This is a genomic window from Xenorhabdus lircayensis (assembly GCF_016306625.1).
Lineage (GTDB): Bacteria > Pseudomonadota > Gammaproteobacteria > Enterobacterales > Enterobacteriaceae > Xenorhabdus > Xenorhabdus lircayensis.
This window is the reverse complement of the sequence record NZ_JACOII010000022.1, coordinates 81968-106005: the sequence shown is the minus strand read 5'-3', so window position 1 is coordinate 106005 and position 24038 is coordinate 81968. Positions and strand designations below refer to the sequence as shown.

Below are 24038 nucleotides of genomic sequence, written 5' to 3'. Positions count from 1 at the left end.
TCAAATGGTAATGGTAGCTTTCTGGCTTTAATCCATCGGTTAAGGGTTGCGTCAGATATGCCTAAAAAATCGGCTGTATGGCGTTTTCTAGCATTGCCATTGGTAGGGTACCCATCGGGATCACGTTGTAATCTTCGCCTTTTTCTAGTGCTACCAGTAAATCACACCATTGAGCTAGTGCGGCTTTACGCTCGTCGAAATAATCATGTCTGTTATAGATACCCTCAACGCCTTTTATACGGTGATTTAGGCAACGTTCAGCCACAAAAGGATCAACACCTAGCGCGGCTAAGTGAGTTCTGGCAGTTCGCCTAAAGTCGTGGATAGTGAAGTTAGGCATATCAATAGGGATTGCTCGTCTTACTTTGGCAAGCGCAACGGACAAGGTAGTTTCCTGAATATGTGGGATCATTCGGTGTTGCATTTTTCTGGCTGGCAAAACGTACTGGCTACCACAAGCCATAGCTTTTAATTCCATAAACCACTCTATAACCTGTGGGCACAGTGGAATATCTACTGCATCACCATTCTTGCTACGTTCTGCCGGAAAGTGCCATACCGCCTTTTTAAAGTTGAATTCTTCCCAACGTGCGGCGCATAGCTTCATTTTCCGTAAGCATAGGGCAAGCAGTATCTTGAAGCTGATTTCATTCTGGCGGCTGATTGTGGACGTCCTGAACGTTCTCAGCAGAATGATCAGTTCTTCTCTGGTTAGCCATCTATCGCGTGATACTTCTTTCCCGCCAGCGTCCGCAACCTCGAAAGCTGAACACGGGTTAATCTCTATCATCTGCCGCTTGATGGCATAATCAAACATACGCCTTAGCCACCGTAGAACATCGGTCGCCATAGTCGGTGCGCCTCTGTCTACAATGCTTTTCAGCATTTCATCAATATGACGAGGTTTAACGTCTTCCAGCTTCATATGACCAATGCGAGGGTTAATATCTTTGTCTATGCGTCTGCGGAGTATATCGGGGTGTTTCCAGCGTGGGAGTATTTGGCGCTCAAAATATTCAGCTGCTAAGTCTGATATCTTTATAGCGTTCTTTTCAGCCTCAATCTTTGCCAGCGCTTCGGCCTTGCGTTCCTGTTTCTCTCCGGCAACGTCATAGCCCAAAGCAACACGCGCGGACAACTCACGGGTAAGCTCTCGAGCTTTGGCTAGCGATAGGTCAGCATACGTTCCCAAATTCATGGTTCTGGACTTTCCAGCCAATTTATATCTGAAACGCCATGCTGGAATTCGGTCAATCTCTCTAAAGCGTAAATATAGCCCGTTACCGTCTGCTTTCCCTTCGAATCTTTCGCCTGACTTTATCCACGCCCTGATCTCTTTGTCTGTGAGTTTAGGCATTGTGCAATCTCCAATGAAAAAAAGTAGGGGTGTACCCAAAATGGTTTTCTGAATGCTCTATGGGTATACCTTTGGGTACACGCTAATCATGCCTACTGTGATTCGTTCTGCAATGCTATGATAGTAAAAAAGCCAGATATAACAATGCATATCTGGCTTGATGAAATGTTGTGAGTTGCTAAGAAACACTATTCAATATTTTGAATTTGTTCCCTCATTTGCTCAATCAATACCTTCAATTCAATCGCAGAAGTCGTCACATCTGCATTAATTGATTTCGAAGCCAATGTATTCGATTCGCGGTTAAATTCCTGCATCATAAAATCCAGTCGGCGGCCGACGGCTTCTTTTTTCTTCAGGATATTACGTGTCTCTTTCACGTGGGCATCCAGACGATCCAGTTCTTCCGCCACATCAATGCGCTGCGCCAGTAAAAGCAGCTCTTGCTCAAGGCGGTTATTCTCCAACTGAATTTGTGCTTCTTCCAGTTTGGTCTGTAAGCGTTCGCGCTGCCATTGCAGGATTGCCGGCATTTGCTCACGGACTTTAGTCGCTTCTACCGTTACCGCATCCAAACGCTGCTCAATAAGTGCCTTAAGCGCTTGTCCTTCGGTTTCGCGGCTTTGGATAAAGGCATCCAATGTTAGATCAAGCTCCGTCAGCAATTGTGTACTGATAGCATCTAAATCTTGTTCTTCGGCAGACATCACGCCCGGCCAGCGCAGGATATCTACTGGATTAATCTCACCTTCACCGCTTTGTTGTTTAACCCAGTTTGCTGATTCAACCAGTTGTTTTGCCAGCTTTTCATTCAACATCAAGGAACCCTGAATACGGGCATCCAGTTCAAAACGCAGGTTGCATTCCACTTTTCCACGCGTCAGGCGGGAACGAATGCGTTCGCGGATGACGGGTTCAAGGCTTCTGAATTGCTCTGGTAGGCGAATATAGGTTTCCAAGTAACGCTGATTGACGGAGCGCAATTCCCATGCTGCGTTTCCCCAGTCTCCCTTGATATCTCTCCGCGCAAAAGCGGTCATACTACGGATCATAATTCGTTCTCAATTTATAAAATGATTGGCGGATTATAGCGCTCCATGTAGATGCAGGATAGGCATTCGCCGTGTTAGGCCGTATAATGCGCCCCCTATAATGTTTTAACAACGGAGATCACACTATGAGCTTAGTAGGAAAGCGTCCAGCGGGAAGAGAAGCAGGGCAGATGCGTCCTATTAAAATGACCCGTCATTACACCAAACACGCGGAAGGTTCGGTTCTGGTGGAGTTTGGGGATACCAAAGTGTTATGTAATGCCTCCGTTGAAGAAGGAATTCCACGTTTCCTGAAAGGTCAGGGACAGGGCTGGATCACGGCTGAATACGGTATGTTGCCACGAGCGACCAATAGCCGTAATGCGCGCGAAGCTGCCAGAGGCAAGCAAACAGGGCGTACGATGGAAATTCAACGCTTGATCGCACGTTCACTGCGTGCCGCTGTGGATTTGAAAAAACTGGGTGAATTTACCATTACGCTGGATTGTGATGTGATTCAAGCGGATGGCGGTACTCGCACTGCAGCTATTTCTGGCGCCTGTGTGGCGTTGGTCGATGCCCTGAATAAGCTGGTTGCTGATCGCAAGTTGAAAGAAAGCCCACTGAAAGCGATGGTCGCGGCAGTATCTGTCGGTATTGTTGAGGGCGAAGGCCGCTGTGATCTGGAGTATGTCGAAGACTCTGCGGCTGAAACTGACATGAATATTGTCATGATAGATGACGGTAGAATGATTGAAGTGCAGGGTACGGCAGAAGGTGAACCGTTCAGCCATGATGAGTTGCTCTCACTGCTCTCCCTGGCAAAAGAGGGATTGGATATTATTTTCCAAGCGCAGCGGGATGCGTTAGAACAAGATCCTTTAAAATAATAAATTAATTGGGCGGCTGAAGAGTCGCCTTTTTTATGCCTGCAATTTATTGATAAATGAAAAAATCAAAAAGGAGAAACTCCAATGAAAGCCTATCAGCGCGAATTTATTGAGCTGGCACTGAAAAAACAGGTGCTGAAATTTGGCGAATTTACGCTGAAATCAGGTCGCAAAAGCCCGTATTTTTTCAATGCGGGTCTGTTCAATACCGGACGTGATTTGGCGTTGATTGGTCGTTTCTATGCAGCAGCACTGCTGGATAGCGGAATTAAGTGTGATTTGCTGTTTGGGCCTGCTTATAAAGGTATCCCGATCGCGGCTACTACCGCAGTGGCACTGGCGGAGCATCATGATATCGATATGCCTTATTGTTTTAACCGCAAGGAAGCCAAAGATCATGGTGAAGGTGGATCTCTGGTTGGCAGCCCGTTGCAAGGCAATGTCGTGATTGTGGATGATGTCATTACGGCAGGTACGGCAATTCGCGAGTCGATGGATATTATTAAGCAGCACGGTGCAACACTGTCGGGGGTGATTTTGTGTCTGGATCGTCAGGAACGTGGGCGGGAGACACTTTCAGCCATTCAGGAAGTTGAACGTGACTATCATTGCCAAGTTTTCTCCATCATTACCTTGAATGATTTGGTGAGCTATTTGCGTGAAAATCCAGAGATGCAATCCCATCTGGAAGCGGTGGAAACCTATCGTAAAGAATACGGTATCTGATGGTCAGCAAATGCTGATAGCAGCAAGGCAGAACGAAAAAAAATCCCTCGCCCAAAGGTGGGCGGGGTGAGTAGTAGAAATGGCATCCTGCATACTGAATGGTAAGGATTGCGATAATGATGCCATTATTATTGAGTTACCTGATATTGAACTCAATAAGCTGGAACATATTAACATAACCCCATAAAAAAACCGCACGTTATCATCATTCACTATGTGAAAGGTGGGAACTTGCGGTGCAGTGATAACCTATTGCAGTTGGGTCAATATCAATGGCCAGCGTATTTCAAACTCAGTTGTCGGGCGAGAGCGAAATTCAGAGCGAACAAAGCGGGAGAGCATCCCTTCACAAAATGCCAGCAACTGTGAGGCCAATATGGTCTCGTCATAATCGAACCCCTGCCCATCACGGATTTTTTTCTCTTTTAAAATTTGACGAAGCTGTACTTCAATTCGCTCAAATAGCTGGTTGATGCGATTTTGTAATCTGTCTTGTTCAAACATCAGAGCATGACCAGTCATGATACGGGTTAACCCGGGATTTTTCTCCGCAAAGCCCAAAATCAGGACAAGAATTAACCGAATGCGCGTGATGGTGTCTTTTTCATCTTGCAGGATCAGGTTGATGCGTGAAATTAAGGAGTCTTCAATAAACTCAATCAGGCTGTCAAACATCCGGGTTTTGCTTGGAAAATGACGGTAAAGTGCGGCTTCAGAAACGCCAACGTTTGCGGCGAGTTTTGCAGTAGTAATGCGCTGACTGCCACCACTGGACTCAAGCATATGTGCCAGTGCCTGCAAGATTTCCTCACGTCTATTTTTCTTTTTTGTACGTTCTTTTTCTGCCATGTCTGATAAAACCCCTGCTAAAACAGCAAAACAAATCCAGCTATTTTTTGCCACAACGTTACTACTGACAAAAACATTGTGAGCAAAAAATATGAAAATCGATTGACGGTATCAGGCTTTATGGAAAGTTATTGACGACCGGAATGACCAAAACCACCACTACCACGTTTGCTGGTTTCAAAGTCTTCAACCAAATTAAATTCAGCCTGTGCAACGGGCACAAAAACCATCTGGGCGATGCGCTCACCAGGCTCGATAGTGAATGTTTTATCACTGCGATTCCAAACTGAAACCATCAATTGTCCCTGATAATCGGAGTCGATGAGACCGACCAGATTACCCAGAACGACGCCATGTTTATGGCCCAAACCTGAGCGAGGGAGAATAACCGCAGCCAATTGTTCATCTGCGATATGGATAGCAATCCCGGTTGGCAGAAGTTCAGTCTGGCCTGGAGCCAGTTCTACTGCATTATCCAGACAAGCACGTAAATCTAAACCCGCAGAGCCAGGTGTAGCATAAGTCGGTAAAGGAAATTCTTGCCCGATGCGGGGATCAAGGATTTTAACGTCGATTTTTTTCATCATAGCGTTCGAGTATCTCGTCTAATAAGCGGTGGCTGAGTTGTAATTTACCACTGTGGGGTAAATGAATACGACCATCATGCCAGAATAGATGTAATGCATTGGTATCACTGTTGAAACCGTGTCCGGTCAGGGATACATCATTCGCGCAAATCAAGTCTAAGTGCTTCTGCTTGAGTTTTCCGCGGGCATATTCTTCCACATTCTGGGTTTCGGCTGCAAATCCAACGACGAATGGACGATTTTTTTCCATTGCTGCAACGCTCGCTACAATGTCAGGATTTTTCACTAGTGTAAATGTGATTTCATCACCCTGTTTTTTGATTTTTTCTGTCGCGATTTGTTTGAAACGGTAATCAGATACGGCCGCACAACCGATAAAGATATTCTGTGAGGCTGCCATCGCTTGAACCTGTTCATGCATCTCCAGTGCGTTGGTCACGTCAATGCGTTTAACACCTTGTGGTGTCAGTAAATTAACGGGGCCAGTGATCAATGTCACCTTTGCACCACGTTCTGCCGCAGCCTGTGCGATGGAGAATCCCATTTTACCGGAGCTGTGGTTGCTGATGAAACGGACGGGATCTAAGGCTTCGCGGGTTGGCCCGGCGGTAATGGTGATGCTCAGATCAGCAAAATCTTGCTCAGTGCTGAAATGTTGCGTAGCCAGCTCGACAATCGCCATGGGTTCCAACATCCTGCCTGGCCCGACATCACCACATGCTTGACTACCTTCATCTGGCCCCCAAATCAGCACATGACGCTCTTTAAGCACCTTGAGGTTATGTTGGGTTGCCTGCGCACGGTACATTTGCTGGTTCATTGCGGGAGCGACAGCAATAGGGGCTGCGGAAGCCAAGCAGATTGTGGTAACTAAATCATTCGCCATCCCTGCGGTTAAGCGTGCCAGTAGATCCGCTGTGGCGGGAGCGAGAATGATTAAATCAGCCCACTTCGCCAGTTCAATATGCCCCATGGCGGCTTCGGCTGCTGGATCCAGGAGATCATCAGAGACCGGATGGCCCGATACGGCCTGTAATGTAAGCGGCGTAATAAAGGCTTCTGCCGCAGGAGTCATGACGACGCGTACCTGAGCACCGCGATCACGTAAACGGCGTACCAGTTCAGCCGTTTTGTAAGCGGCGATCCCTCCGCTAATGCCGAGGACGATTTGTTTACCAGAAAGCTGATTACCAGAAAGTTGTTTGCCGGAAAATCCTGTCATTTTGATTGTCCAGATGTAAGTTACAATTCTCTAAGATTCTACCATAAGAAAATATTGAGTTGAGAAACGTGCCTATTTAGACAGCCAAAAATGACAAGTTTGCGAAGCGTTGCGCAAGCCATGAAAATGAGGCTGGCGGTGATTTTTTCATCATGGGATAGTGGGCGAGTGAATATCGGATTGATGGATTCCATCGTCATGGGTGATGGTTCATGGGTGATCGTTATAACGTGATGATTATAGGGCAAAGGATATCAAGGGGAGGGGTGTAATGGAGGTCACGGTAATGGAAAAAAGCGATGAATTGCATGCAAATCTTGCTCCCCGGGAGAAATTGCTGGCTTATGGCGCTGTTTCCCTCACGGATGCTGAACTACTGGCTATCTTTTTGCGTACGGGAACCAGAGGGGTTCCTGTTGTGCAAATGGCAGATTATCTGCTGAAATCGTTTGGCTCGCTTTACCATCTGCTATCTGCTGATTACGCAGATTTTTGTTCACATAAGGGCATGGGGCTGTGCAAATATGTCCAATTGCAGGCGATATCCGAACTGGCAAAACGTTTCTTCTCCAGCCAGTTTATCCATGAAGATATCATGAGCAGCCCTACGATGACTCAGAATTATTTGCAGGATTTATTGTCTTGGCAAGACCGGGAAGTATTTGTCGTGCTGTTTTTGACGAACCAAAATAAAGTTATCTGCCATGATGAAATGTTTAAAGGAACGATAAACAAAGTTGAAGTTCATCCGCGTGAAATTGTGAAACAGGCGGTTAAAGTTAATGCAGCATCGATTATTCTCGCCCACAATCATCCTTCCGGCAATCCAGAACCTAGTCTGGCAGATAAATTGGTGACAGAAAAAATTATCAAGGCTTGTGACTTGGTTGGCGTTAAGGTTTTGGATCATATAGTTATCGGCAAGCAATATTGTGTCTCATTTATGGAAAGAGGTTGGATTTAATACGGTTTTTTCACGATCCTGTCAGATCTTAGTTGTTCGGGACTTGAGCATCAGCGAATGAGGGCGTATACTACGCCACCTTTGAGGATCTTGGGCTTGGCGAGAAGAGCCTATCTCAGTAAGTTTTTTACTGGGAAAATGTGAGTCTTTTCAGTGACGGTCTTTTCAGTAAAGACGTTTTTTCAGTAACGAAAATGTGCTGAGATGGGCTCCTAAGCCTGACGAGGCGGCCACACCCAATACAAAGCTCGAGCTGATTTGATTTTTGGAGAATAGACATGTCCCGAGTCTGCCAAGTTACTGGCAAGCGCCCGGTGAGTGGTAACAACCGCTCCCACGCATTAAATGCGACTAAACGTCGTTTTCTGCCTAACCTGCACTCTCACCGTTTCTGGGTTGAGTCTGAGAAACGTTTTGTAACTCTGCGTGTATCTGCTAAAGGTATGCGTGTGATTGACAAAAAGGGTATCGATACAGTTCTTGCTGAACTGCGTACCCGTGGTGAGAAATACTAAGGAGCTGAAAAATGGCTAAAGGTATTCGCGATAAAATTAAGCTGGTTTCTTCTGCTGGTACTGGTCACTTCTATACCACTACGAAGAACAAGCGTACTATGCCTGAAAAACTGGAACTGAGAAAGTTCGATCCAGTTGTTCGTCAGTATGTACTGTACAAAGAAGCTAAAATTAAATAATTTTAGTGGATGAAAAAAACCCAGCATCACGCTGGGTTTTTTTATGCCTGTTGATAATGTCTCGATAATCTGATGTAAATTAGGTTATGCGTGGACGTCATGAATTATTCAATTATGCTAATGTTTTTTTGATTATTAACCGTCAGGCGTGGCTTTGGAAAATGGCTAAAAAGACCTTGAATATCTTACACACAGAATCATCGTGTGGCTGGGGAGGGCAGGAGATTCGTATCCTGACGGAATCTCAGGGCATGATACAACGTGGTCATCATGTGGTTATTGTTTGTTGTCCAACTTCAACCCTTTACCGTGAAGCCCATCACTATGGTGTGCCTGTGGTTGCACTCCCGATTGAAAAAAAACGCCTTCCCTGCCTACGGGCAATGCGTCGCTGGCTAAAGACAGAAGGCCACCAATTTGATGTGATCAATACCCATAGTTCTACCGATTCTTGGTTAGTGGCAGCGGCATGCTCCACGTTAAAAGGTATGCCTGTAACAGTCCGAACCCGTCATGTCTCTACTCATGTTTCAAAATCTATCGCGACTCGCTGGCTGTATTTGCATGCCTGTCAGCATATTGTGACAACTGGGGAAAAGCTGCGCCAATATCTGCATACGCATAATGCTTATCCACTCTCTCATATGACCTCTGTGCCGACAGGGATCGATCTGACGCGCTTTCATCCTGAAAACAAGCAGCAGAGTCGCCAGCGTATTGGTATCAAAGATAGGCCAACGCTTGGTATTGTTGCCACGATGAGAACTTGGAAAGGCCATCGTTATCTGCTTGATAGCTGGAAAATTCTTCATCAGCGTTATCCTGATTGGCAGTTGTTGTTTGTGGGGGATGGCCCCCAGAGAAAAAATTTAGAACCACGAGTTCAGCAGGAAGGGCTGACAGAGAGCGTTATTTTTCTTGGCAACCGCCAGGATGTTCCTGACTGTTTGAATGCGATGGATATCTTTGCCCTGCCTTCGTTTGGCAATGAAGGTGTGCCACAAGGAATCATGCAGGCGATGGCATGTGGATTGCCTGTCGTATCTACATCAGTGGGAGCAATTACAGAAGCCGTGATTGATGGAGATACCGGATATATTATCGAACCCAAAAATATCGAACAATTAACAGAAAAATTAGATTTATTAATGAATAATGATGAGGTGCGTTTACAAATGGGAAATGCTTCATTAAAACGGGCTACTCATTTATTTGGCATGGATAACATGTTAGAAAAAATGGAATCTATTTTTTATCGCAGTACAGAAATAAATCGATGACATTTTGTTTATATCTTGTTAATCAGCATTGGAAGATATAATTGACATGCCATTACATAACTTCATGAAATTAAATGAATTTTATTGTGAGTGATTATCGCGTTTATTTATTGGCAAATAGTACATTGAATAACTTTGCTGTATAGTGCTCTGAGGCCAATCCTTAGATTGATAAATTAATATTCATTATTATGCAACCCCAAAATATTTTAATCATAAATATTGCCCGTTTTGGCGACACCTTGTTGGTGACGCCGATTATTCGTGCATTAAAAGAAAAATGGCCGGAAGCAAATATTGATATCTTTGTGCATAAAAAAACAAAAGAAATCCTTGAACACATTGATTCAATTAATGAGCTGAAGATTTTTTCAAAAGGAAAGGCAAGATGGTGTGGGTGGTTTTCTCGCCGGTGTTATGATTTGGCATTGGTATATAGTCATGATAAATCCCTGTTACGTTATGCCAAACGCAAAGCAAATTTAACTGTTTATTTTTCGGATATTTCTAATGCAAAATCAAATGAATACACTGTGGCAAAACCACGGGAACTTATGCCAGCGCAACAGGAAAGGGCGCTGTTGATTAATGCACTTGGGATTGACGTCAGTGATTGGCATTTGCAGTATTGCGTGAGCCAGAGTGAAGATGAATATGCCAGAGATTTTCTCCGGCGGCAGGAATTAGAACAGCGATTGAAGGTAGGTTTTCAGTTACAGAGTTTTCCAGCAAAAGCCTATCGCGACTGGCCTGTAGAACACTTTTACGAATTAGCCCAACGTATTTATCATGATTATCCGCATGCACATATTTTGCTGTTGGGTAGTAAAGATGGTGAAGATAGTGCGCAAATGCTCGCAGAAAAGCTGGGAGCAAACAGATGCACATCGCTGGCTGGTAAAACGACGATGCGGCAGAATGAGCCAGCTTAATTTATACATTGGAATCGATACCGGAACGACTCATCTGGCCGGCGCATTAGGGATCCCGATGGTTGCGTTGTATCACAGTTTTCACCCAGGACGTTTTCTCGCACCTCAACAACACCCAAAATTGGTGGTAATTGAACATCCTGTAGATTATAGACAGGCAACTCGTCAAGATACGATGTCAGCAATATCAGTTGATCAAGTTTGGCATTCTGTTCAGAACTTACTGGAAAATGAATGAAAGGATAATGAATAAAATGAAAATAGGATTTATCGATGTTACCGTTACCATGTCTTATGGCGGCATTCAAACCGCAGTGTGGGAGTTGGCCAAAGCTTTGACAGATGCGGGGCATGAAATTCATATTTTCGGCGGTACTGGTGATGTTCGGCCCGCATTAGGTGGGCGAAATATCCATGTTCATACTTTCCCATTTATTCCTAGAGATCGAGTGCTTAACATTGGGCGCCGTTTTCAACGCATTATTGAACGTTACTCTTTTGCCCGCCATGCCCGCGAAACGGTTATTGCCGAAAATTTTGATTGGGTGATTTTGACGAAGCCCTTTGACTTTTTCTGGCCGAGAATGATGCTTAAGTCATCCGGTACAAAGTTTTGCTATATGAGTGGTGGAACCAGTTTTTTTAAAGGGGATCGAATATTAGGTAAGAAAATATCCGCATGGGTTGCATGCAGCCATTTCAATGCCTGGCAGATCCAGCACCACTTTAAGCAATTTCCGGGCGTTATCTACAATGGCGTGGATATCGATAAATTCAAACCTGCTGATTCTGATGTTCGCACTCGATTAGGTATCAATGAGGAAACGTTCCTGTTAACGTTTGCTGGTAGATTGGTAGGCTGGAAAGGTATGAAAGTTGCCATTGATGCAATGGCTTTGCTGCGGGACAAGGATGTAAAGTTATTGATTATTGGTGCAGGTGAAGATTTGAAACCGCTTGAAAAACGGGTTTCTTCATTGCAGTTGGAAAAATCGGTCATTTTTCATCCGCCAGTGGGTCATGATCAATTACCCGAATTTTACGCTGCGGGAGATGCTGGAATCTTCCCCAGCGTTGGTGATGAAGCATTTGGTATTACCATTGCTGAAGCGATGGCGTGTGGGCGCCCTGTGATTGCCAGTTATATTGGTGGAATACCCGAGGTGGTTGGCAATGAGAACCATGCTGGTATTCTGGTGACTCCGGGGGATACTGCGGCCATTGCCGATGCAATCAATCATCTCTCGTCTTTACCGGATAGAGGAAGAGACATGGGTAAATATGCTCGTCAGAGGATTGAAACTATGTATACCTGGGGACATTCTGCGAGTCGTTTATTGGGCGCTATAAAAAAATAATGAAAATTGCGTATATTGATCCTTACCCTGTTCCTGATTACCGGGTTGCATCGCTGCAGATTTTGCAGAATGTCGATGCTTTTTCCCGTCAGGGGCATCGTGTCTGTCTGATTACCCCAAAAGGCCAAAGCCATATTGAAGAGATTCTTGGAAGAGCATTACCGCCTGCTGCGGAGCTAATCGCCTTACACAATATACGTAGAAAATGGTATTTCCCACTGAATACCCAGAAACTGTTTTATTTTCAGGTCTCTCGCTGGCTTAAAGAGCATCAGGTTGATGCCATTTTTACCCGTAATATTAAAATGGCGAATTATCTGTTATGTAAACATCCTGATATTCCTCATTTCTTTGAAAGCCACGAAGTATTTGCTCAGTCGTTTAAAGAATCACATAATTTGACCAAGCGTATAAATCAACACAAATATCAGAAGTTGAGGAAAATTGAACAACAAGTTTATGACTGCTCTAAGGTTGTTTTTGTCCTGACCTCGCTGTTACGTGAAGATATTTATAAACAATATGGCGTCAAAACTCCGATTGTTGTGGCACCGGATGGTGTTGATATGTTGGCGGTTGAATCTACGAAACAGGCGCTTTCCGGCAGAAAACATAAAAGTAAGTCTCTTACTCAGGTGCTTTATTTGGGTAGTTTACATCGCTGGAAAGGTGTCCCTACGGTCATGAAGGCCATGTCTTACCTTGATAACATCATATTGAATATTGCCGGCGGTACAACTGAGCAAATTGAACGATTGCGGCAGACAGCTGAACAGATTGGTGTGAGTGATAAAGTCAATTTCCTTGGTTTTGTCCAACCTAAAAAACGCTTTCAGATTATTGCTGATAATGATATTTGTGTTCTACCATTAACAAAAACCAGTATCGGCAGTCGTTATACTTCTCCCCTCAAGCTTTTTGAATATATGGCCATGGGCAAGCCTGTGGTTATTTCTGATTTTCCTTCCATTCGTGATGCTGTTGATGAAAATGCGGTAAATTTTGCCGATAGTGAAAATGCAGAGAGTTTTGCTGAGCAGATCCGGTGGTTGATTAATAATCCAACTGAAATGATAGCGAAAGTTGATTGCTCGCAGAGATTGGTTGCGGAACGTTTTAACTGGGATCAGCGTGCGAAGTTGATTACGAGCGTGATAGCGGAAAAATTGTCTCAGTAATCGCCTGATTGAACTAGAGAATGTACAAAGTCAGCCCGCACCCTTTTTGGGTATGGGCTGGTGTGTTACTGATTAGTTTATTGCCTTTCCGGGTGTTTTCTTATACAGAGCAATCATTAAGCCAAATAAGATCCCTATCTCATTGATATAGGCGTTTTCAAACGCGCCCCTGACGATGAACAGACCAATAAAAGCAGCCAGAAGTATGAGCCCTGCTTGCCGGATGATGCCACTATGCTGGCGAATGATCCGGCCCCCAGTGAATAGTGCTGTTAATGTCATTAATAGTGTTGTTATCAGACCAAGGATGCCAGCTGAAAACCAAAGTGCTAAAAAGACATTATGTGGACCAATCGACGTTCTAAATGTCCAGTCAGGGTAATCGACCACACGGTTATTGTAGACTTGATGATAAACCTTATTACCAAAACCGTAGCCTTTGATGGGGTTTTCCATGATTAGGGACCATGCTGATCCTTGAGTGCCATTACTATAGCGATAACTACTGTCTGTTTGGGTGAGTTTATGAAGCAGTAATTGGGTATCAGGATTGGATGCTGCTGACCAGTGCGTGGCACCAGCCAATAATCCCAGAGATATTGCCGCCGCAACGGTGAGTTTCCACTCTCTATTAATTGCAATGATAAAGACTGTGGTCACTACAATGGCAACCCAAGCACCACGGGAAAGTGTGCCGAGCAGTAAGAATAGGCTAATCGCTGAGGTAATAACCAGTAATAACCAACTCAGCAGAGAATGTTTTTTCCATAACGCCCAAGTGCATAGCAATACGGGGAAATAGAAAATAAATCCGTAGGAAAATTCACGATGGTTGTAATTTGTAAATGGTATTTCACCGATTCTATGGTAATTAATGATGTATTGTGCAATATCTGCCAGCGAAATAGTGACCATACCGATAATAAATGCAACTAGAATCATCCTCGCAATGTGTTCTCTGCTTTCTTGATAGAGCACGATGGGGAAAGTAAAACTGAATAGCAGCAACCCATTTAAGATCGGTTTGTTCATTTCTTTGAAACTCAACGCAGGATCAATCGAGATCCCAACAGAATAGAGCATGGCTAGAACAAACAGTAAAATGGTTAAGAATAGGTGATTACGTAACGAATTGGCTACTTGGCGAAAGTCTTTTACCAGATAATACAGCGCTGTTGTACAGATCAGTATCATGACAAGATTTTTATATCTTGTAATATCAGGAAGATAAACAAGAATAATGTACAGCCCGACAATGGATAAATTCCATAAGGACTTCTTGCTGTTATTTATGTTAAATCTATTTTTTATATCAATCATAGTGATTAATCTATTTTCTCAACTATCCAACGAAACTGGCTGCAAATGATACATGAAAACGGTATCGTTATCTGCTGAGATACCCGTTGTTGATTATTTATTCAAGGAGTCGGTATGCCGGAGCTACCAGAGGTGGAAACCAGTCGCAGGGGGATTGAACCTCACTTGGTTGGTAATGTGATCCAATACGCTGAGGTCAGAAATTCGCGTTTGCGCTGGCCTGTTTCCGAGCAAATCATGAAACTTTCCGATAGGCCAGTATTGAGTGTTCAGCGACGGGCAAAGTATTTACTGCTTGAGCTGCCTGAAGGCTGGATTATTATTCATTTGGGAATGTCCGGCAGTTTACGTATCTTGTTGGATGAATTTCCTCCAGAAAAGCATGATCATGTCGATTTGATTATGGCTGATGGCAAAATTCTTCGATATACCGATCCTCGGCGTTTTGGTGCATGGTTATGGAGTGACAATCTTGATGAGTGCTCCGTACTGGCCCATTTAGGCCCAGAGCCGCTTTCTGACTTATTTGATGGGGAATATCTTTACACTCTTTCCCACAACAAAAAAACCGCCATCAAACCTTGGCTGATGGATAATAAAGTTGTCGTTGGTGTGGGGAATATTTATGCCAACGAGGCACTGTTCGTTGCGCGTATCTTGCCCGAGCGCCCTGTGAATTCACTGACACAGCAAGAGGCCTATTTATTGGTCGATATCATCAAACAAATCTTGCATCGTTCTATTAAACAAGGCGGAACGACGCTGAAAGATTTTCTGCAATCTGATGGTAAACCGGGGTATTTTGCTCAGGAGTTGTTTGTTTACGGTAAGAAAGGTGAACTTTGCCCAATATGCGGTGAAAAAATTGAGTGTGTAAAATTAGGGCAACGCAGCACATTTTTCTGTCGCCAGTGTCAGCATTAAGCGTATTTGGGGGGCTGGGGATAATCATTGCCCCCTGAATGACGATATTATTTACCTAATTTTTGTAGCATTGCTCGTGCAACTGGCTCAGGCAGGAATGATGAAATATCGCCATCGTGGCGCGCAACGTCCTTGATTAATGATGATGAGACGAAGGACAGATCTTGAGAAGGTAATAAAAAGACATTTTCCAGTTCCGGCATAAAATGTCGGTTCATATTGGCAAGTTGCCATTCATATTCAAAATCGGAAACAGAACGAACTCCGCGGATTAAGATGGTAGCTTGCTGTTTTTTGGCAAAATTAACCATAAGCTCACTAAAACCAATTACATCGACATTCTCTAGATGAGCCGTGACCTCTTTTGCCAACGCGACACGTTCTTCCAAACTGAACATGGGATTTTTTCTGTCACTATTAGCGATAGCCAGTAAAACATGATCAAATATGTTTGCGGCACGAGTAACGATATCAAGATGACCGTAAGTGATGGGATCAAAGGTGCCGGGATAAATCGCTTTTCTTTTCATTGTCTTTTATTCTTAGTTTGAGTTAATTCCCAAAGTGCAGCATATTTATTGAATGTGTACTGAGCATTCACAATTGCTAACACCAACCCTTGCTTCCCATCAAGAAAACCTGCTCTTAACAGCCATGTTTTGAAAAATGCGCCTAACGTATGGCTGAAGATAGAAAAATAACAGGTTTCTTTGCCTTGCTCGTAGCGATGTTTTGCCCAATCTCTCGCATAATTCAATTGCTTTTGCTGGAATTCCATCAGATTGCGGCAGGTCAAGTGGCGTAAATTGCCCTTTAGTGTCACGATGGCGGTTCCTTGAGTATCAAGGGATTCATGAACCTGATTGTCGTTGTATTGGTAACTTTTACGGCAATAGAGACGGATGACCTTATCAGGATACCAGCCACTGTGTTTCATGAACCGACCCATAAACAGATTGAGGCGTGAGCAGCTATAGACTTTATTGTCGTCAGGGCTGACTAGGATTTGTTCAATCGATGTTTTTAGTTCTGGGGTAACGCGCTCGTCGGTATCAATCACGAAAATATAATCGCCGCTGGCATAGGATTGTGCGAGCTGTCGTTGACGACCGAAGCCAGACCATTGCGTATTCGTGTAAACTTTTGCGCCCATCTCGCTGGCTATTTGGCAAGTTGCATCCGTACTTCCGGAATCCAAAACGATGATTTCATCCGCCCAACTTACAGAAAGTAGGCAATCTGCAATCAAATCAGCAGAATTTTGGGCAATAATGACAACAGATAACCGTTTTTTCGCACTCATCAATGGCTCCTTGGAGGGAGATAAGGTTCCAGTAATTTTAGCAAGCGCTGAAGGGCACCTTGATTTTCGTGCAGGACTTCTGCGGCATGATGACCGTAATAGCGGCGGTAGTCTTTGTCTGTCAGCAGACTATTGATAGCTGAACTTAATGATTGGCTATCCGTGACAGTAATCAGCCCATCAGCTTTATCCAGCTTGGCACAGATATCTTTAAAATTGAATGTATGTGGACCCATAATAACCGGAATGGCATGCGCTGCTGCTTCCAATGGGTTATGTCCACCACGTTCTATCAGGCTACCTCCGACAAAAGCCAGATCAGCGATACCGTACAGGAGCATCAATTCGCCCATGGTATCTCCGATAACCACTTGCACATTGGTGTCTGGAATAGTGCCAGCACTTCGCAATATTGCGTTCAACCCAGCTTTTTGTGTCAGTTCAGCGGCCTTGCTGAAACGTTCAGGATGGCGAGGCACTAGAATTAACAAGAGATCAGGAAATTGTTTCAGGAGATTGCAATGTGCATCCAGAATAATACTTTCTTCGCCATCATGGGTGCTGGTTGCGATCCATACAGGGCGGTGAGGAGCCCATTGGCGGCGTAATGTGATGGCCTTTGCCGCTAATTCTGGGGCAACGGAAATATCGAACTTAAGGCTACCAGTCACCGAGAGTTGGGAACGCCTTAATCCCAATTCGATAAAACGTTCACCATCTTCCTGATTTTGCGCAGCAATCAGTGTGATCTTATTTAAAATGGTTTTAATAAAGCTGCTAATTTTTTGATATCCCGCCGCAGAGCGGGTTGATAACCTTGCATTGGCAATGACCAGCGGGATTTCGCGCCGGTGCAACTGAGTGATCAGATTTGGCCACAGTTCGGTTTCCATAATGATCACTAACTTTGGATTGACGTGATCAAGAAAACGGCTCATTGAGCCAGGCAAGTCGTAGGGAAGGTATACATGGTTAACATCAGTGCCCAGAGCAGACAGGACTCTTTCAGAGCCAGTCGGTGTCATGGTGGTTATAGTAATGGGCAAGAAAGGATAATGGTGCCGCAAGATCCGCACTAACGGAATAGCGGCCAATGTCTCTCCGACAGAAACGGAATGAAGTAAAATCCCACCCGGGGTAACTTTTTTGGCACAGAAACCATAACGTTCCCCCCAGCGTTTGCGATACGCAGGTGAGCTACGGCTGCGTAACAGCAGACGTAACCAGATAATTGGTTGGATAAGGTAGAGAAGTACCTGATATAAGCGAAGCAACATTCTATCAAATTCACTGACATAGACTTTGGCTATAATATCACATTGGCTTGAAGAAAGTGTGTAAAATGCGGACCAATTTTATTCATGGCTGGGTGTTTTATGAGCTATTTTTCTATTAATTCAATATATTGCTTCTGTATATTATTTGCTTCAAATTTTTCATACATCTCATCTGTGATTCTTGGTGGGGTATCATAAACAAGCTGCATTTTTTTTGCTAAGCCATCGGCAGTTAGTTCAGCCAGATAGTTTTTAAGGTCACCGGTCATTATTTCCCTTACACCACCAGGACAATCAGTGCTAACGATAGGTGTATGGCAAATCAATGCTTCGATTAACACTGTGGGTAATCCTTCGCTGTCTGAACTGATAACAACAGCTTTGGCACCACTAATAATAGGTAGCGGATTAGAGTGAAAACCAGCCAGAATAACTTTATTGTCCAAGCCAAGCTCACGGATCTTAAATTTAATCTTATCTTCGATTTCTTTACTGCCTTGGCCAACAATAACTAGTTTGCATGGTAGATTTGTTTTTGCAAAGGCATCAATAAGCCTATCTTGACGTTTGACTTCGTGGAGACGTCCAACATGGAGAAGGTAATTTAGCCCATGATAAGGGTTGGTCTGTGAAGATTTATTATTTATTTCATCAATATTAAATGGGTTATAGATGGTTTTTATCTGGTTAGGTTGTATCGAAATATTCTTTATCAGGTCATTGCTAACTGCATTAGAAACACAGATGATTTGCCTGTTTTTATAAACACTTTTTATCTTTTCTTTTTTTATCCAATAAGAAAGACCACTTTTATTACCTAAGTATGATTGAGAGAATATTCCATGAATACAATGCCATACATTGCAATCATCCAATGCTTTGGATTTAACGACTATACGATCAGTCTTATGAAGGTTAGAAATAACAAGAGCTGGTTTGCTTCTTTGTTGGAAAAGTTCTAATAAAACTTTATCCATAGCTTTAGCTCGGCGTTTGATCTCATTGAGTTTTCTTAAAGGGCCCTGATAATTATCGGAGCTAATAATATAATGAATACCTTCTGGTATGGTATAAGATAATTGAGTATTCAGTGAAAGTAATGAAATTTGATAACCTGATTGATGTAAACCAGCGGCAAGACGAAGAGTGACATTTTCAGCTCCTCCTCCGGGTAATCCATCAATAATAAATAGAATGTGTTCTTTCACTGTGCTAAAACTCTTTGATAAAGCTGAATTAATTGCTGAGATAAATTTTCAGGGGTTGCTGTCATTACCTGATTTTTTGCAGCAATAGACATATTTGTATCTAATATATTATCAGGAATGCTATGAACTGCTTCCCCTAATTTTTCGAGGTCTAGTGCATCGCAGACGAAACCATTTTTTCCGTCGGTGATGAATTCGGCTCCTCCGCACGTTGTACTGGTGATTACAGGTAAACCACATGCCATGGCTTCAAGGATCACATTCGGAAATGGATCATAGAGTGTTGGCAGCAACAAAGCATCAGACATTTGATAAAAAGGTAATGTATTTTTTTGTAAGCCCATGAAACGGATACGATGATGACACCCTAAAGCACTTGCAATATCTTGGTATTTCTTCTGCTCTTTATCCTTACCAATAATTAATAGATAGTCTCCCGTTTTCGCAACCGTTTTAATGGCCGCGGATAAGCCTTTTCGTTCAAAACCAGATCCCACATAAATCAGGCATTTTGCAATTGGGGGAATTTCATATTGTTGTCGCAATGCTAAACGAGCTTGTTCATCAGGAGGAAAGAATTTCTTACTATCAATAGCATTGTATATAACGGATATTTTATCTTCAGATACACCAAATGCCTCAATAATTTCCTGTTTTACCATTTTTGCGTTACAGATAACCTGCTTCAAAGCAGGATCCGAATACATTTCCTGCTCTGCTTTCATCACATAACGGTGGTAACGATCGTTTAATAGCCATTTGGCTTTCCATTTTGACAAAATACGAGCACGCTGATGTAGCCAGCGTATATGAACACCATCCCCGGCTCTATAAATATCGCAACCAGCAATTCTTTCGTGACTTTGGACTAAATCAAACTGTTCTTTTTGCCATAATTGTCGAGCAGATTTTGCGAAACCACTTTCTCGACTGATTCTTCCATACTTAATCGGGTTACATAGGTGAATATGCCAATTAGGGTTGTTTTCTCCCTGCCAAGATCGTGTAATCACATTCAGCTCAATTTGTTGGTGATTTAGAGCTTCTAGTGCTCTCGATACAAAACGTTCAGCCCCTCCATCTGGGCGGTATTTTTGGCGAACGATAGCTAAACGTAGTGGTTTCATGAAATATATTTCCTTGCTGCTGAAATAACTGCATCCACTGGAATCAAATCCAAGTAACGCTCATTTGTATGAGTTTTGATATCATCTGGATGTGGGATATTGCCATAGTCACCAGCCCAAACCACTTCACCAATAGATTCCCACGGTTTCCAGAATGTTAGTTTGGATGGGCCGAATAATGCTATACAAGGTGTTTTTAGCGCAGCGGCCATGTGCATGGGGACTGAATCTACACCGATGAATAACTTGGCATGATCAATCAAAGCAGCAAGTTTGGGTAATGTTAATTGCCCTGCGAGAGATAGGATATTTTTTTTATCAGGGCAGTATGACAGGATAGTATCGACCATCTCCAGCTCACGCTTATCTGGTCCAGAAGTGATGATAATACTGTGTTCATCTTTCTGTAGTGTTGTAATCACCTCTGCCATTTTCTTTTCATCCCAGCATTTGAAAAACCATCGAGACGTAGGTTGAATCACGAGGTATCGGTCGGAAAATGCGTATTTGGTAAGTGCTTCTTTTACCCATAGTAAATCCTTATCACTATAGCTCATTGTCACTTTTGTGATGAGCGGTGTAAGTTGCAATGGTTTTAGGATAGAAAGGTTTTGTTCTACTGTGTGTAATGAGTTATGGTCATTTATAGGTATAACTTCAGTATGACAAAAACGCCATTTCCAGTTTTGGCGCTTAGGGTAATCAAGTGCCAAACGAATGGGTGCCCCAGTGAAACGAGTGATAAAGGCACTTCGCCATTGATCAGCAAGATTGACAATTAAATCATAGTGTTGCTGTCGTAATGCTTTTAGTAGATTCCACTCATGTAATAACTTCTTTCTTTCACCTAGCTGTTTCCATTTACGGTCTATGGAAAAAATACGGGAAATTTCTGTTGAATTCTCCAGCATAGGCAAGGTTTCTTTATAAAGAAGTACATCAACTTTTGCATCTGGATAATTATGGGTTAGTGTGTTGATGACAGGTGTTACCAGTAGCATATCACCATGATGTTGTAGTTTAATCACCAGAATGCGTTTGATTTCATTGTTTTTTTTGGTCATGTGTTGAGTTCTTTAGAATATCAATATTATATGGTGATCTTAATGTAAAAATTATAGCGTGCCATCTTTAAGTGCATCAATAAAGTAGCTTTATTAAGGGAAGTTTACACCTAATCAGGTAGTTAGGATTCTCTAATTGCGCTATTTATTTGCTATGCGTACCATTAGGATAACTATTATTATCACATTTTGGTGCATATTGATGTTATTACCCGCTTTTATTATCACGATCGACACTGAAGGTGATGATCTATGGCAAAATCGTGAGAAGATATCGACAAAGAACACGCATTATCTGCCAAGATTTCAGAATCTCTGTGAACGTTTTGGATTCAAACCCGTCTGGTTAACCAACTATGAAATGGCAATGGATGATAGCTATATCGAATTTGCCGAGGATGTGATTGCCAGAAATACTGGGGAAATAGGCATGCATTTGCATGCTTGGAACAATCCGCCCATTGTTCCCCTTACTGATGACGATATGTGTTATAAGCCTTACCTGATTGAATACCCCAAAGAACAGATTAAAGCCAAAGTTGATTTAATGACCAATTTGCTGGAAGATAAGCTCCAAACTAAGATGTTGAGTCATCGTGCTGGTCGCTGGGCATTCAATGAGTACTATGCGCAATTATTGGTCGAGTATGGTTATCAAGTAGATTGTTCCGTTACACCAAAGGTTAATTGGCGTCTTACTAAAGGTGATCCTAAGGGGAATGGTGGAACAGATTATAGCCGTTTTCCTGCTCACGCTTATTTTATGGATTTGCAGGATATAGCCAAAGTCGGTGACTCTTCGTTGCTGCAAGTGCCAATGAGTATTCAGTATAAACACTCACTGATTATGAATTTTATCAAGCAAAAGTATGATCATTTGCGAGGTAAGCAGCGTTCGCCATCGGTTAATTGGTTGCGCCCAAAAGGTGGTAACTTGGAGCAGATGAAAAAAGTTGTCCAGCAAACGTTGGCTGGTGGTAGTGATTATGTTGAGTTTATGCTGCATTCATCTGAGTTTATGCCGGGAGGGAGCCCAACGTTTAAAAACGAGGGACAGATTGAGCAGCTTTATCAAGACTTGGAAGGACTATTTGAGTTTCTGAAACCGCTGGTGCGAGGAATGACATTGGCAGAATATTATTACCAATTAAAATTGTGACATAACAAGATATCATTATTATAATGAGATTGAATTTATTTTTAATATGAAAATTTATAGGTGTAATGTCATAAATATTGACTTGAATTTATGATATTATATATTAACAGTATACCACATTGATAATGTGAATTAATAATTATTATGATTACTAAAATACAAGACACACATTCAGTTTCTTCAAAAATATTGTCAATCGTTGTTGCTGCACATAATTTGGAAAAACTAATTCTAAAGTGTATCAATAGCATAAAAGGTGCTTTGTCTGGTTTAAACCCCTATTTATATGAAGTTTTGTTGATAGATGATAGTTCCTCCGATTCTACTCCATCTATTTTAAAAAATTTTTCTGAGGAAAATAGTTCTTTTGTATATATAAGAAAAGAATTCAGGAGCTTAGGTAAAGTAAAAAAATATGCTGTGGAAGTAAGTAATAGTGATTATATTACTTTTGTTGATGGTGATGATTTTCTAGCAGATTTTTCTATGAAAGAGATTATTGACTTTCTTATGGAAAAAAAACCGGATATGCTAATTACTCCGTTGCAAGAGGTTAAAAAGTTTGATGATATAATACATAAATCGCATTTAATATCTCCAGTGCTATTTGATAGAAATACGGCAATAAAGGAGTATTTGATCCATAAAAAATATCAGGCTCATTCATGCGGTAAATTTTTTAGAAGAAACTTATTTGAAGGGAGTAATTTCCCAGAAGTTTCATGTTATGAAGATGCCTTATCATTTTCATCAATATTAATTAAATGTGAAAAAATATATTATACAAAAATGAAGTATTATAATTATATTAAAAGAGAAGGTAGTCTTTCTGGTACTATAAATAAAGATAAAATAAATACCATGGCAGAAGTTGTGTTAATGGATAATAAAGTGTTTGGTGAAGGTTTCAGAAATCTTACTGTCTGTCATGCAATAGAAATTATATACAAACATAAAGGATTATTATCAATTGAATCTTTTTCTTCATTGATGGGGTTGATAAGAAGTGTATCCACATTAGGTTTTATGCTAGACAGACGTGTTAGATTTAGTTTTAAGAAAAAATACTATAAGGTAATTAATAAGAAAAATTACTAATGATAATCATGGTGTGATATTAAAAAATAGACTAAATTTATTTGGTCTGTTTTTTATTAATTATAAAGTAAGGTAAATTATATTTATTAATAAAGTGATTTTATAATGTTGGTTTTTATTGAAGAAATAGATGTGATTTTGTATGAATTATAAATTTTTGTTTGAATTGATGTGCTATAGTAATAATATAAAAAATTGTTGTTTTTTTATTAAGGTAGATAAATGAATTCATCTCCTAGGATTTCTGTGCTGATGTCAGTCTATAATGGTGAGAGTTATTTAGAGGAATCTATAGATTCTATATTGTCACAGTCTTTTGAAGATTATGAGCTTATCATAATTGATGATGGTTCAATTGATTCGACTTCTTCTATTACTCAATCAGCCAATTAAGTATTCATTTACTGCGAATGAGGGTGATTTTCTCTAATGAAAATTATAAGGGAGTTAATTTGTTATTTCATAAATAATGTAGATTATTATGTTCATA

General features: G+C 42.0%; 27 protein-coding genes. 15 read left to right on the top strand and 12 right to left on the bottom strand.

Annotation, left to right across the window (positions count from 1 at the left end; genetic code table 11):
* Positions 1-61: 61 nt before the first annotated feature.
* Positions 62-1357, bottom strand: a complete 1296-nt coding sequence (locus H8A87_RS04840; RefSeq protein WP_198688866.1) for a tyrosine-type recombinase/integrase — start codon at positions 1355-1357, stop codon at positions 62-64.
* A gap of 188 nt (positions 1358-1545) precedes the next feature.
* A complete protein-coding gene (locus tag H8A87_RS04835) occupies positions 1546-2409 on the bottom strand; it encodes a YicC/YloC family endoribonuclease (protein WP_198688865.1) in 864 nt (287 codons plus the stop codon).
* Positions 2410-2534: 125 nt separating this feature from the next.
* On the opposite strand from H8A87_RS04835, the gene rph reads away from it, so the two are divergent.
* Both rph and pyrE read left to right on the top strand, forming a co-directional pair.
* A complete protein-coding gene (gene rph / locus H8A87_RS04830) occupies positions 2535-3278 on the top strand; it encodes a ribonuclease PH (RefSeq protein ID WP_198688864.1) in 744 nt (247 codons plus the stop codon).
* A gap of 84 nt (positions 3279-3362) precedes the next feature.
* Entirely contained in the window at positions 3363-4004 is a 642-nt protein-coding gene (gene pyrE / locus H8A87_RS04825) for an orotate phosphoribosyltransferase (RefSeq protein ID WP_198688863.1), read from the top strand.
* Between the two features lie 249 nt (positions 4005-4253).
* Here the strand turns inward: pyrE and slmA are convergent, their stop codons facing one another.
* The 3 genes from slmA to coaBC all read right to left on the bottom strand — a co-directional run bounded on the left by slmA (position 4254) and on the right by coaBC (position 6662).
* Positions 4254-4853 carry a nucleoid occlusion factor SlmA gene (slmA, locus tag H8A87_RS04820; RefSeq protein ID WP_198688862.1) on the bottom strand — a complete coding sequence of 200 codons (600 nt, stop codon included), beginning with the start codon at positions 4851-4853 and terminating at the stop codon, positions 4254-4256.
* A gap of 128 nt (positions 4854-4981) precedes the next feature.
* The gene (dut, locus tag H8A87_RS04815) at positions 4982-5440 is read right to left on the bottom strand and encodes a dUTP diphosphatase (RefSeq protein ID WP_198688861.1); all 459 of its coding nucleotides are present in this window, start codon (positions 5438-5440) and stop codon (positions 4982-4984) included.
* Positions 5418-6662: a bifunctional phosphopantothenoylcysteine decarboxylase/phosphopantothenate--cysteine ligase CoaBC gene (coaBC, locus tag H8A87_RS04810; RefSeq protein ID WP_198688860.1), complete on the bottom strand. Its 1245-nt coding sequence runs from the start codon at positions 6660-6662 to the stop codon at positions 5418-5420. Before coaBC ends, dut begins: the two co-directional genes overlap by 23 nt.
* Before the next feature lie 90 nt (positions 6663-6752).
* On the opposite strand from coaBC, the gene H8A87_RS04805 reads away from it, so the two are divergent.
* The 9 genes from H8A87_RS04805 (at position 6753) to H8A87_RS04770 (ending at position 13068) form a co-directional block, all read left to right on the top strand.
* Positions 6753-6896 (top strand): hypothetical protein, encoded by a 144-nt coding sequence (locus tag H8A87_RS04805; protein ID WP_198688859.1) that lies wholly within the window; start codon positions 6753-6755, stop codon positions 6894-6896.
* A 37-nt stretch (positions 6897-6933) separates the two neighbouring features.
* On the top strand, positions 6934-7626 hold the full coding sequence (gene radC / locus H8A87_RS04800; protein ID WP_198688858.1) for a RadC family protein: 693 nt from the start codon (positions 6934-6936) through the stop codon (positions 7624-7626).
* A 278-nt stretch (positions 7627-7904) separates the two neighbouring features.
* Entirely contained in the window at positions 7905-8141 is a 237-nt protein-coding gene (gene rpmB / locus H8A87_RS04795) for a 50S ribosomal protein L28 (RefSeq protein ID WP_198688857.1), read from the top strand.
* 11 nt (positions 8142-8152) lie between these two features.
* Positions 8153-8320, top strand: coding sequence for a 50S ribosomal protein L33 (gene rpmG, locus H8A87_RS04790; protein WP_198688856.1), 168 nt, complete (start codon positions 8153-8155; stop codon positions 8318-8320).
* Positions 8321-8481: 161 nt separating this feature from the next.
* Positions 8482-9600, top strand: a complete 1119-nt coding sequence (locus H8A87_RS04785; protein ID WP_198688855.1) for a glycosyltransferase family 4 protein — start codon at positions 8482-8484, stop codon at positions 9598-9600.
* Positions 9601-9791: 191 nt separating this feature from the next.
* Entirely contained in the window at positions 9792-10532 is a 741-nt protein-coding gene (locus H8A87_RS20305) for a glycosyltransferase family 9 protein (protein ID WP_332460332.1), read from the top strand.
* Positions 10519-10770: a glycosyltransferase family 9 protein gene (locus H8A87_RS20300; protein ID WP_332460331.1), complete on the top strand. Its 252-nt coding sequence runs from the start codon at positions 10519-10521 to the stop codon at positions 10768-10770. Before H8A87_RS20305 ends, H8A87_RS20300 begins: the two co-directional genes overlap by 14 nt.
* Before the next feature lie 16 nt (positions 10771-10786).
* Positions 10787-11890: a glycosyltransferase family 4 protein gene (locus H8A87_RS04775; protein ID WP_198688947.1), complete on the top strand. Its 1104-nt coding sequence runs from the start codon at positions 10787-10789 to the stop codon at positions 11888-11890.
* Positions 11890-13068, top strand: a complete 1179-nt coding sequence (locus tag H8A87_RS04770) for a glycosyltransferase family 4 protein (protein ID WP_198688854.1) — start codon at positions 11890-11892, stop codon at positions 13066-13068. The genes H8A87_RS04775 and H8A87_RS04770 overlap by 1 nt, the downstream gene beginning before the upstream one ends.
* A 72-nt stretch (positions 13069-13140) precedes the next feature.
* Here H8A87_RS04770 and rfaL read toward each other — a convergent pair whose 3' ends face one another.
* Complete coding sequence (gene rfaL, locus H8A87_RS04765) at positions 13141-14388, bottom strand: O-antigen ligase RfaL (RefSeq protein WP_198688853.1); 1248 nt, start codon at positions 14386-14388, stop codon at positions 13141-13143.
* A gap of 114 nt (positions 14389-14502) precedes the next feature.
* Between rfaL and mutM the strand changes: the two genes are divergently transcribed.
* The gene (gene mutM, locus H8A87_RS04760) at positions 14503-15312 is read left to right on the top strand and encodes a bifunctional DNA-formamidopyrimidine glycosylase/DNA-(apurinic or apyrimidinic site) lyase (protein ID WP_198688852.1); all 810 of its coding nucleotides are present in this window, start codon (positions 14503-14505) and stop codon (positions 15310-15312) included.
* Positions 15313-15359: 47 nt separating this feature from the next.
* On the opposite strand, the gene coaD is transcribed toward mutM, so the two are convergent.
* From coaD to rfaQ, 6 genes are all read right to left on the bottom strand, one after another.
* Positions 15360-15842 carry a pantetheine-phosphate adenylyltransferase gene (gene coaD, locus H8A87_RS04755; RefSeq protein WP_198688851.1) on the bottom strand — a complete coding sequence of 161 codons (483 nt, stop codon included), beginning with the start codon at positions 15840-15842 and terminating at the stop codon, positions 15360-15362.
* On the bottom strand, positions 15839-16615 hold the full coding sequence (locus H8A87_RS04750) for a glycosyltransferase family 2 protein (protein WP_198688850.1): 777 nt from the start codon (positions 16613-16615) through the stop codon (positions 15839-15841). The genes coaD and H8A87_RS04750 overlap by 4 nt, the downstream gene beginning before the upstream one ends.
* Entirely contained in the window at positions 16615-17892 is a 1278-nt protein-coding gene (waaA, locus tag H8A87_RS04745; RefSeq protein ID WP_198688849.1) for a lipid IV(A) 3-deoxy-D-manno-octulosonic acid transferase, read from the bottom strand. The genes H8A87_RS04750 and waaA overlap by 1 nt, the downstream gene beginning before the upstream one ends.
* A 104-nt stretch (positions 17893-17996) precedes the next feature.
* The gene (locus tag H8A87_RS04740; RefSeq protein WP_198688848.1) at positions 17997-19100 is read right to left on the bottom strand and encodes a glycosyltransferase; all 1104 of its coding nucleotides are present in this window, start codon (positions 19098-19100) and stop codon (positions 17997-17999) included.
* Positions 19097-20227 (bottom strand): glycosyltransferase family 4 protein, encoded by a 1131-nt coding sequence (locus H8A87_RS04735; RefSeq protein ID WP_198688847.1) that lies wholly within the window; start codon positions 20225-20227, stop codon positions 19097-19099. Before H8A87_RS04735 ends, H8A87_RS04740 begins: the two co-directional genes overlap by 4 nt.
* Positions 20224-21291: a putative lipopolysaccharide heptosyltransferase III gene (gene rfaQ / locus H8A87_RS04730; protein ID WP_198688846.1), complete on the bottom strand. Its 1068-nt coding sequence runs from the start codon at positions 21289-21291 to the stop codon at positions 20224-20226. Before rfaQ ends, H8A87_RS04735 begins: the two co-directional genes overlap by 4 nt.
* Positions 21292-21493: 202 nt before the next feature.
* Between rfaQ and H8A87_RS04725 the strand changes: the two genes are divergently transcribed.
* The 3 genes from H8A87_RS04725 to H8A87_RS04715 all read left to right on the top strand — a co-directional run bounded on the left by H8A87_RS04725 (position 21494) and on the right by H8A87_RS04715 (position 23941).
* Positions 21494-22450: a polysaccharide deacetylase family protein gene (locus H8A87_RS04725; RefSeq protein WP_198688845.1), complete on the top strand. Its 957-nt coding sequence runs from the start codon at positions 21494-21496 to the stop codon at positions 22448-22450.
* 144 nt (positions 22451-22594) lie between these two features.
* Positions 22595-23548, top strand: coding sequence for a glycosyltransferase family 2 protein (locus H8A87_RS04720; protein ID WP_198688844.1), 954 nt, complete (start codon positions 22595-22597; stop codon positions 23546-23548).
* Between the two features lie 222 nt (positions 23549-23770).
* A complete protein-coding gene (locus H8A87_RS04715; protein WP_198688843.1) occupies positions 23771-23941 on the top strand; it encodes a glycosyltransferase family 2 protein in 171 nt (56 codons plus the stop codon).
* Positions 23942-24038 lie beyond the last annotated feature (97 nt).

Excerpts from the sequence above, each read along its gene's own strand:
- H8A87_RS04835 (WP_198688865.1), bottom strand. The coding sequence starts at position 2,409 with ATGATCCGTAGTATGACCGCTTTTGCGCGGAGAGATATCAAGGGAGAC.
- H8A87_RS04805 (WP_198688859.1), top strand. The coding sequence starts at position 6,753 with ATGACAAGTTTGCGAAGCGTTGCGCAAGCCATGAAAATGAGGCTGGCG.
- rpmB (WP_198688857.1), top strand. The coding sequence starts at position 7,905 with ATGTCCCGAGTCTGCCAAGTTACTGGCAAGCGCCCGGTGAGTGGTAAC.
- H8A87_RS04735 (WP_198688847.1), bottom strand. The coding sequence starts at position 20,227 with ATGAAACCACTACGTTTAGCTATCGTTCGCCAAAAATACCGCCCAGAT.
- rfaL (WP_198688853.1), bottom strand. The coding sequence starts at position 14,388 with ATGATTGATATAAAAAATAGATTTAACATAAATAACAGCAAGAAGTCC.
- H8A87_RS04775 (WP_198688947.1), top strand. The coding sequence starts at position 10,787 with ATGAAAATAGGATTTATCGATGTTACCGTTACCATGTCTTATGGCGGC.
- H8A87_RS04840 (WP_198688866.1), bottom strand. The coding sequence starts at position 1,357 with ATGCCTAAACTCACAGACAAAGAGATCAGGGCGTGGATAAAGTCAGGC.
- mutM (WP_198688852.1), top strand. The coding sequence starts at position 14,503 with ATGCCGGAGCTACCAGAGGTGGAAACCAGTCGCAGGGGGATTGAACCT.
- waaA (WP_198688849.1), bottom strand. The coding sequence starts at position 17,892 with ATGTTGCTTCGCTTATATCAGGTACTTCTCTACCTTATCCAACCAATT.
- rpmG (WP_198688856.1), top strand. The coding sequence starts at position 8,153 with ATGGCTAAAGGTATTCGCGATAAAATTAAGCTGGTTTCTTCTGCTGGT.
- H8A87_RS04715 (WP_198688843.1), top strand. The coding sequence starts at position 23,771 with ATGAATTCATCTCCTAGGATTTCTGTGCTGATGTCAGTCTATAATGGT.
- slmA (WP_198688862.1), bottom strand. The coding sequence starts at position 4,853 with ATGGCAGAAAAAGAACGTACAAAAAAGAAAAATAGACGTGAGGAAATC.
- H8A87_RS04785 (WP_198688855.1), top strand. The coding sequence starts at position 8,482 with ATGGCTAAAAAGACCTTGAATATCTTACACACAGAATCATCGTGTGGC.
- H8A87_RS04720 (WP_198688844.1), top strand. The coding sequence starts at position 22,595 with ATGATTACTAAAATACAAGACACACATTCAGTTTCTTCAAAAATATTG.
- dut (WP_198688861.1), bottom strand. The coding sequence starts at position 5,440 with ATGATGAAAAAAATCGACGTTAAAATCCTTGATCCCCGCATCGGGCAA.
- H8A87_RS04750 (WP_198688850.1), bottom strand. The coding sequence starts at position 16,615 with ATGAGTGCGAAAAAACGGTTATCTGTTGTCATTATTGCCCAAAATTCT.
- H8A87_RS20305 (WP_332460332.1), top strand. The coding sequence starts at position 9,792 with ATGCAACCCCAAAATATTTTAATCATAAATATTGCCCGTTTTGGCGAC.
- H8A87_RS04770 (WP_198688854.1), top strand. The coding sequence starts at position 11,890 with ATGAAAATTGCGTATATTGATCCTTACCCTGTTCCTGATTACCGGGTT.
- H8A87_RS20300 (WP_332460331.1), top strand. The coding sequence starts at position 10,519 with ATGAGCCAGCTTAATTTATACATTGGAATCGATACCGGAACGACTCAT.
- radC (WP_198688858.1), top strand. The coding sequence starts at position 6,934 with ATGGAGGTCACGGTAATGGAAAAAAGCGATGAATTGCATGCAAATCTT.
- coaBC (WP_198688860.1), bottom strand. The coding sequence starts at position 6,662 with ATGACAGGATTTTCCGGCAAACAACTTTCTGGTAATCAGCTTTCTGGT.
- rph (WP_198688864.1), top strand. The coding sequence starts at position 2,535 with ATGAGCTTAGTAGGAAAGCGTCCAGCGGGAAGAGAAGCAGGGCAGATG.
- rfaQ (WP_198688846.1), bottom strand. The coding sequence starts at position 21,291 with ATGACCAAAAAAAACAATGAAATCAAACGCATTCTGGTGATTAAACTA.
- pyrE (WP_198688863.1), top strand. The coding sequence starts at position 3,363 with ATGAAAGCCTATCAGCGCGAATTTATTGAGCTGGCACTGAAAAAACAG.
- H8A87_RS04725 (WP_198688845.1), top strand. The coding sequence starts at position 21,494 with ATGTTATTACCCGCTTTTATTATCACGATCGACACTGAAGGTGATGAT.
- coaD (WP_198688851.1), bottom strand. The coding sequence starts at position 15,842 with ATGAAAAGAAAAGCGATTTATCCCGGCACCTTTGATCCCATCACTTAC.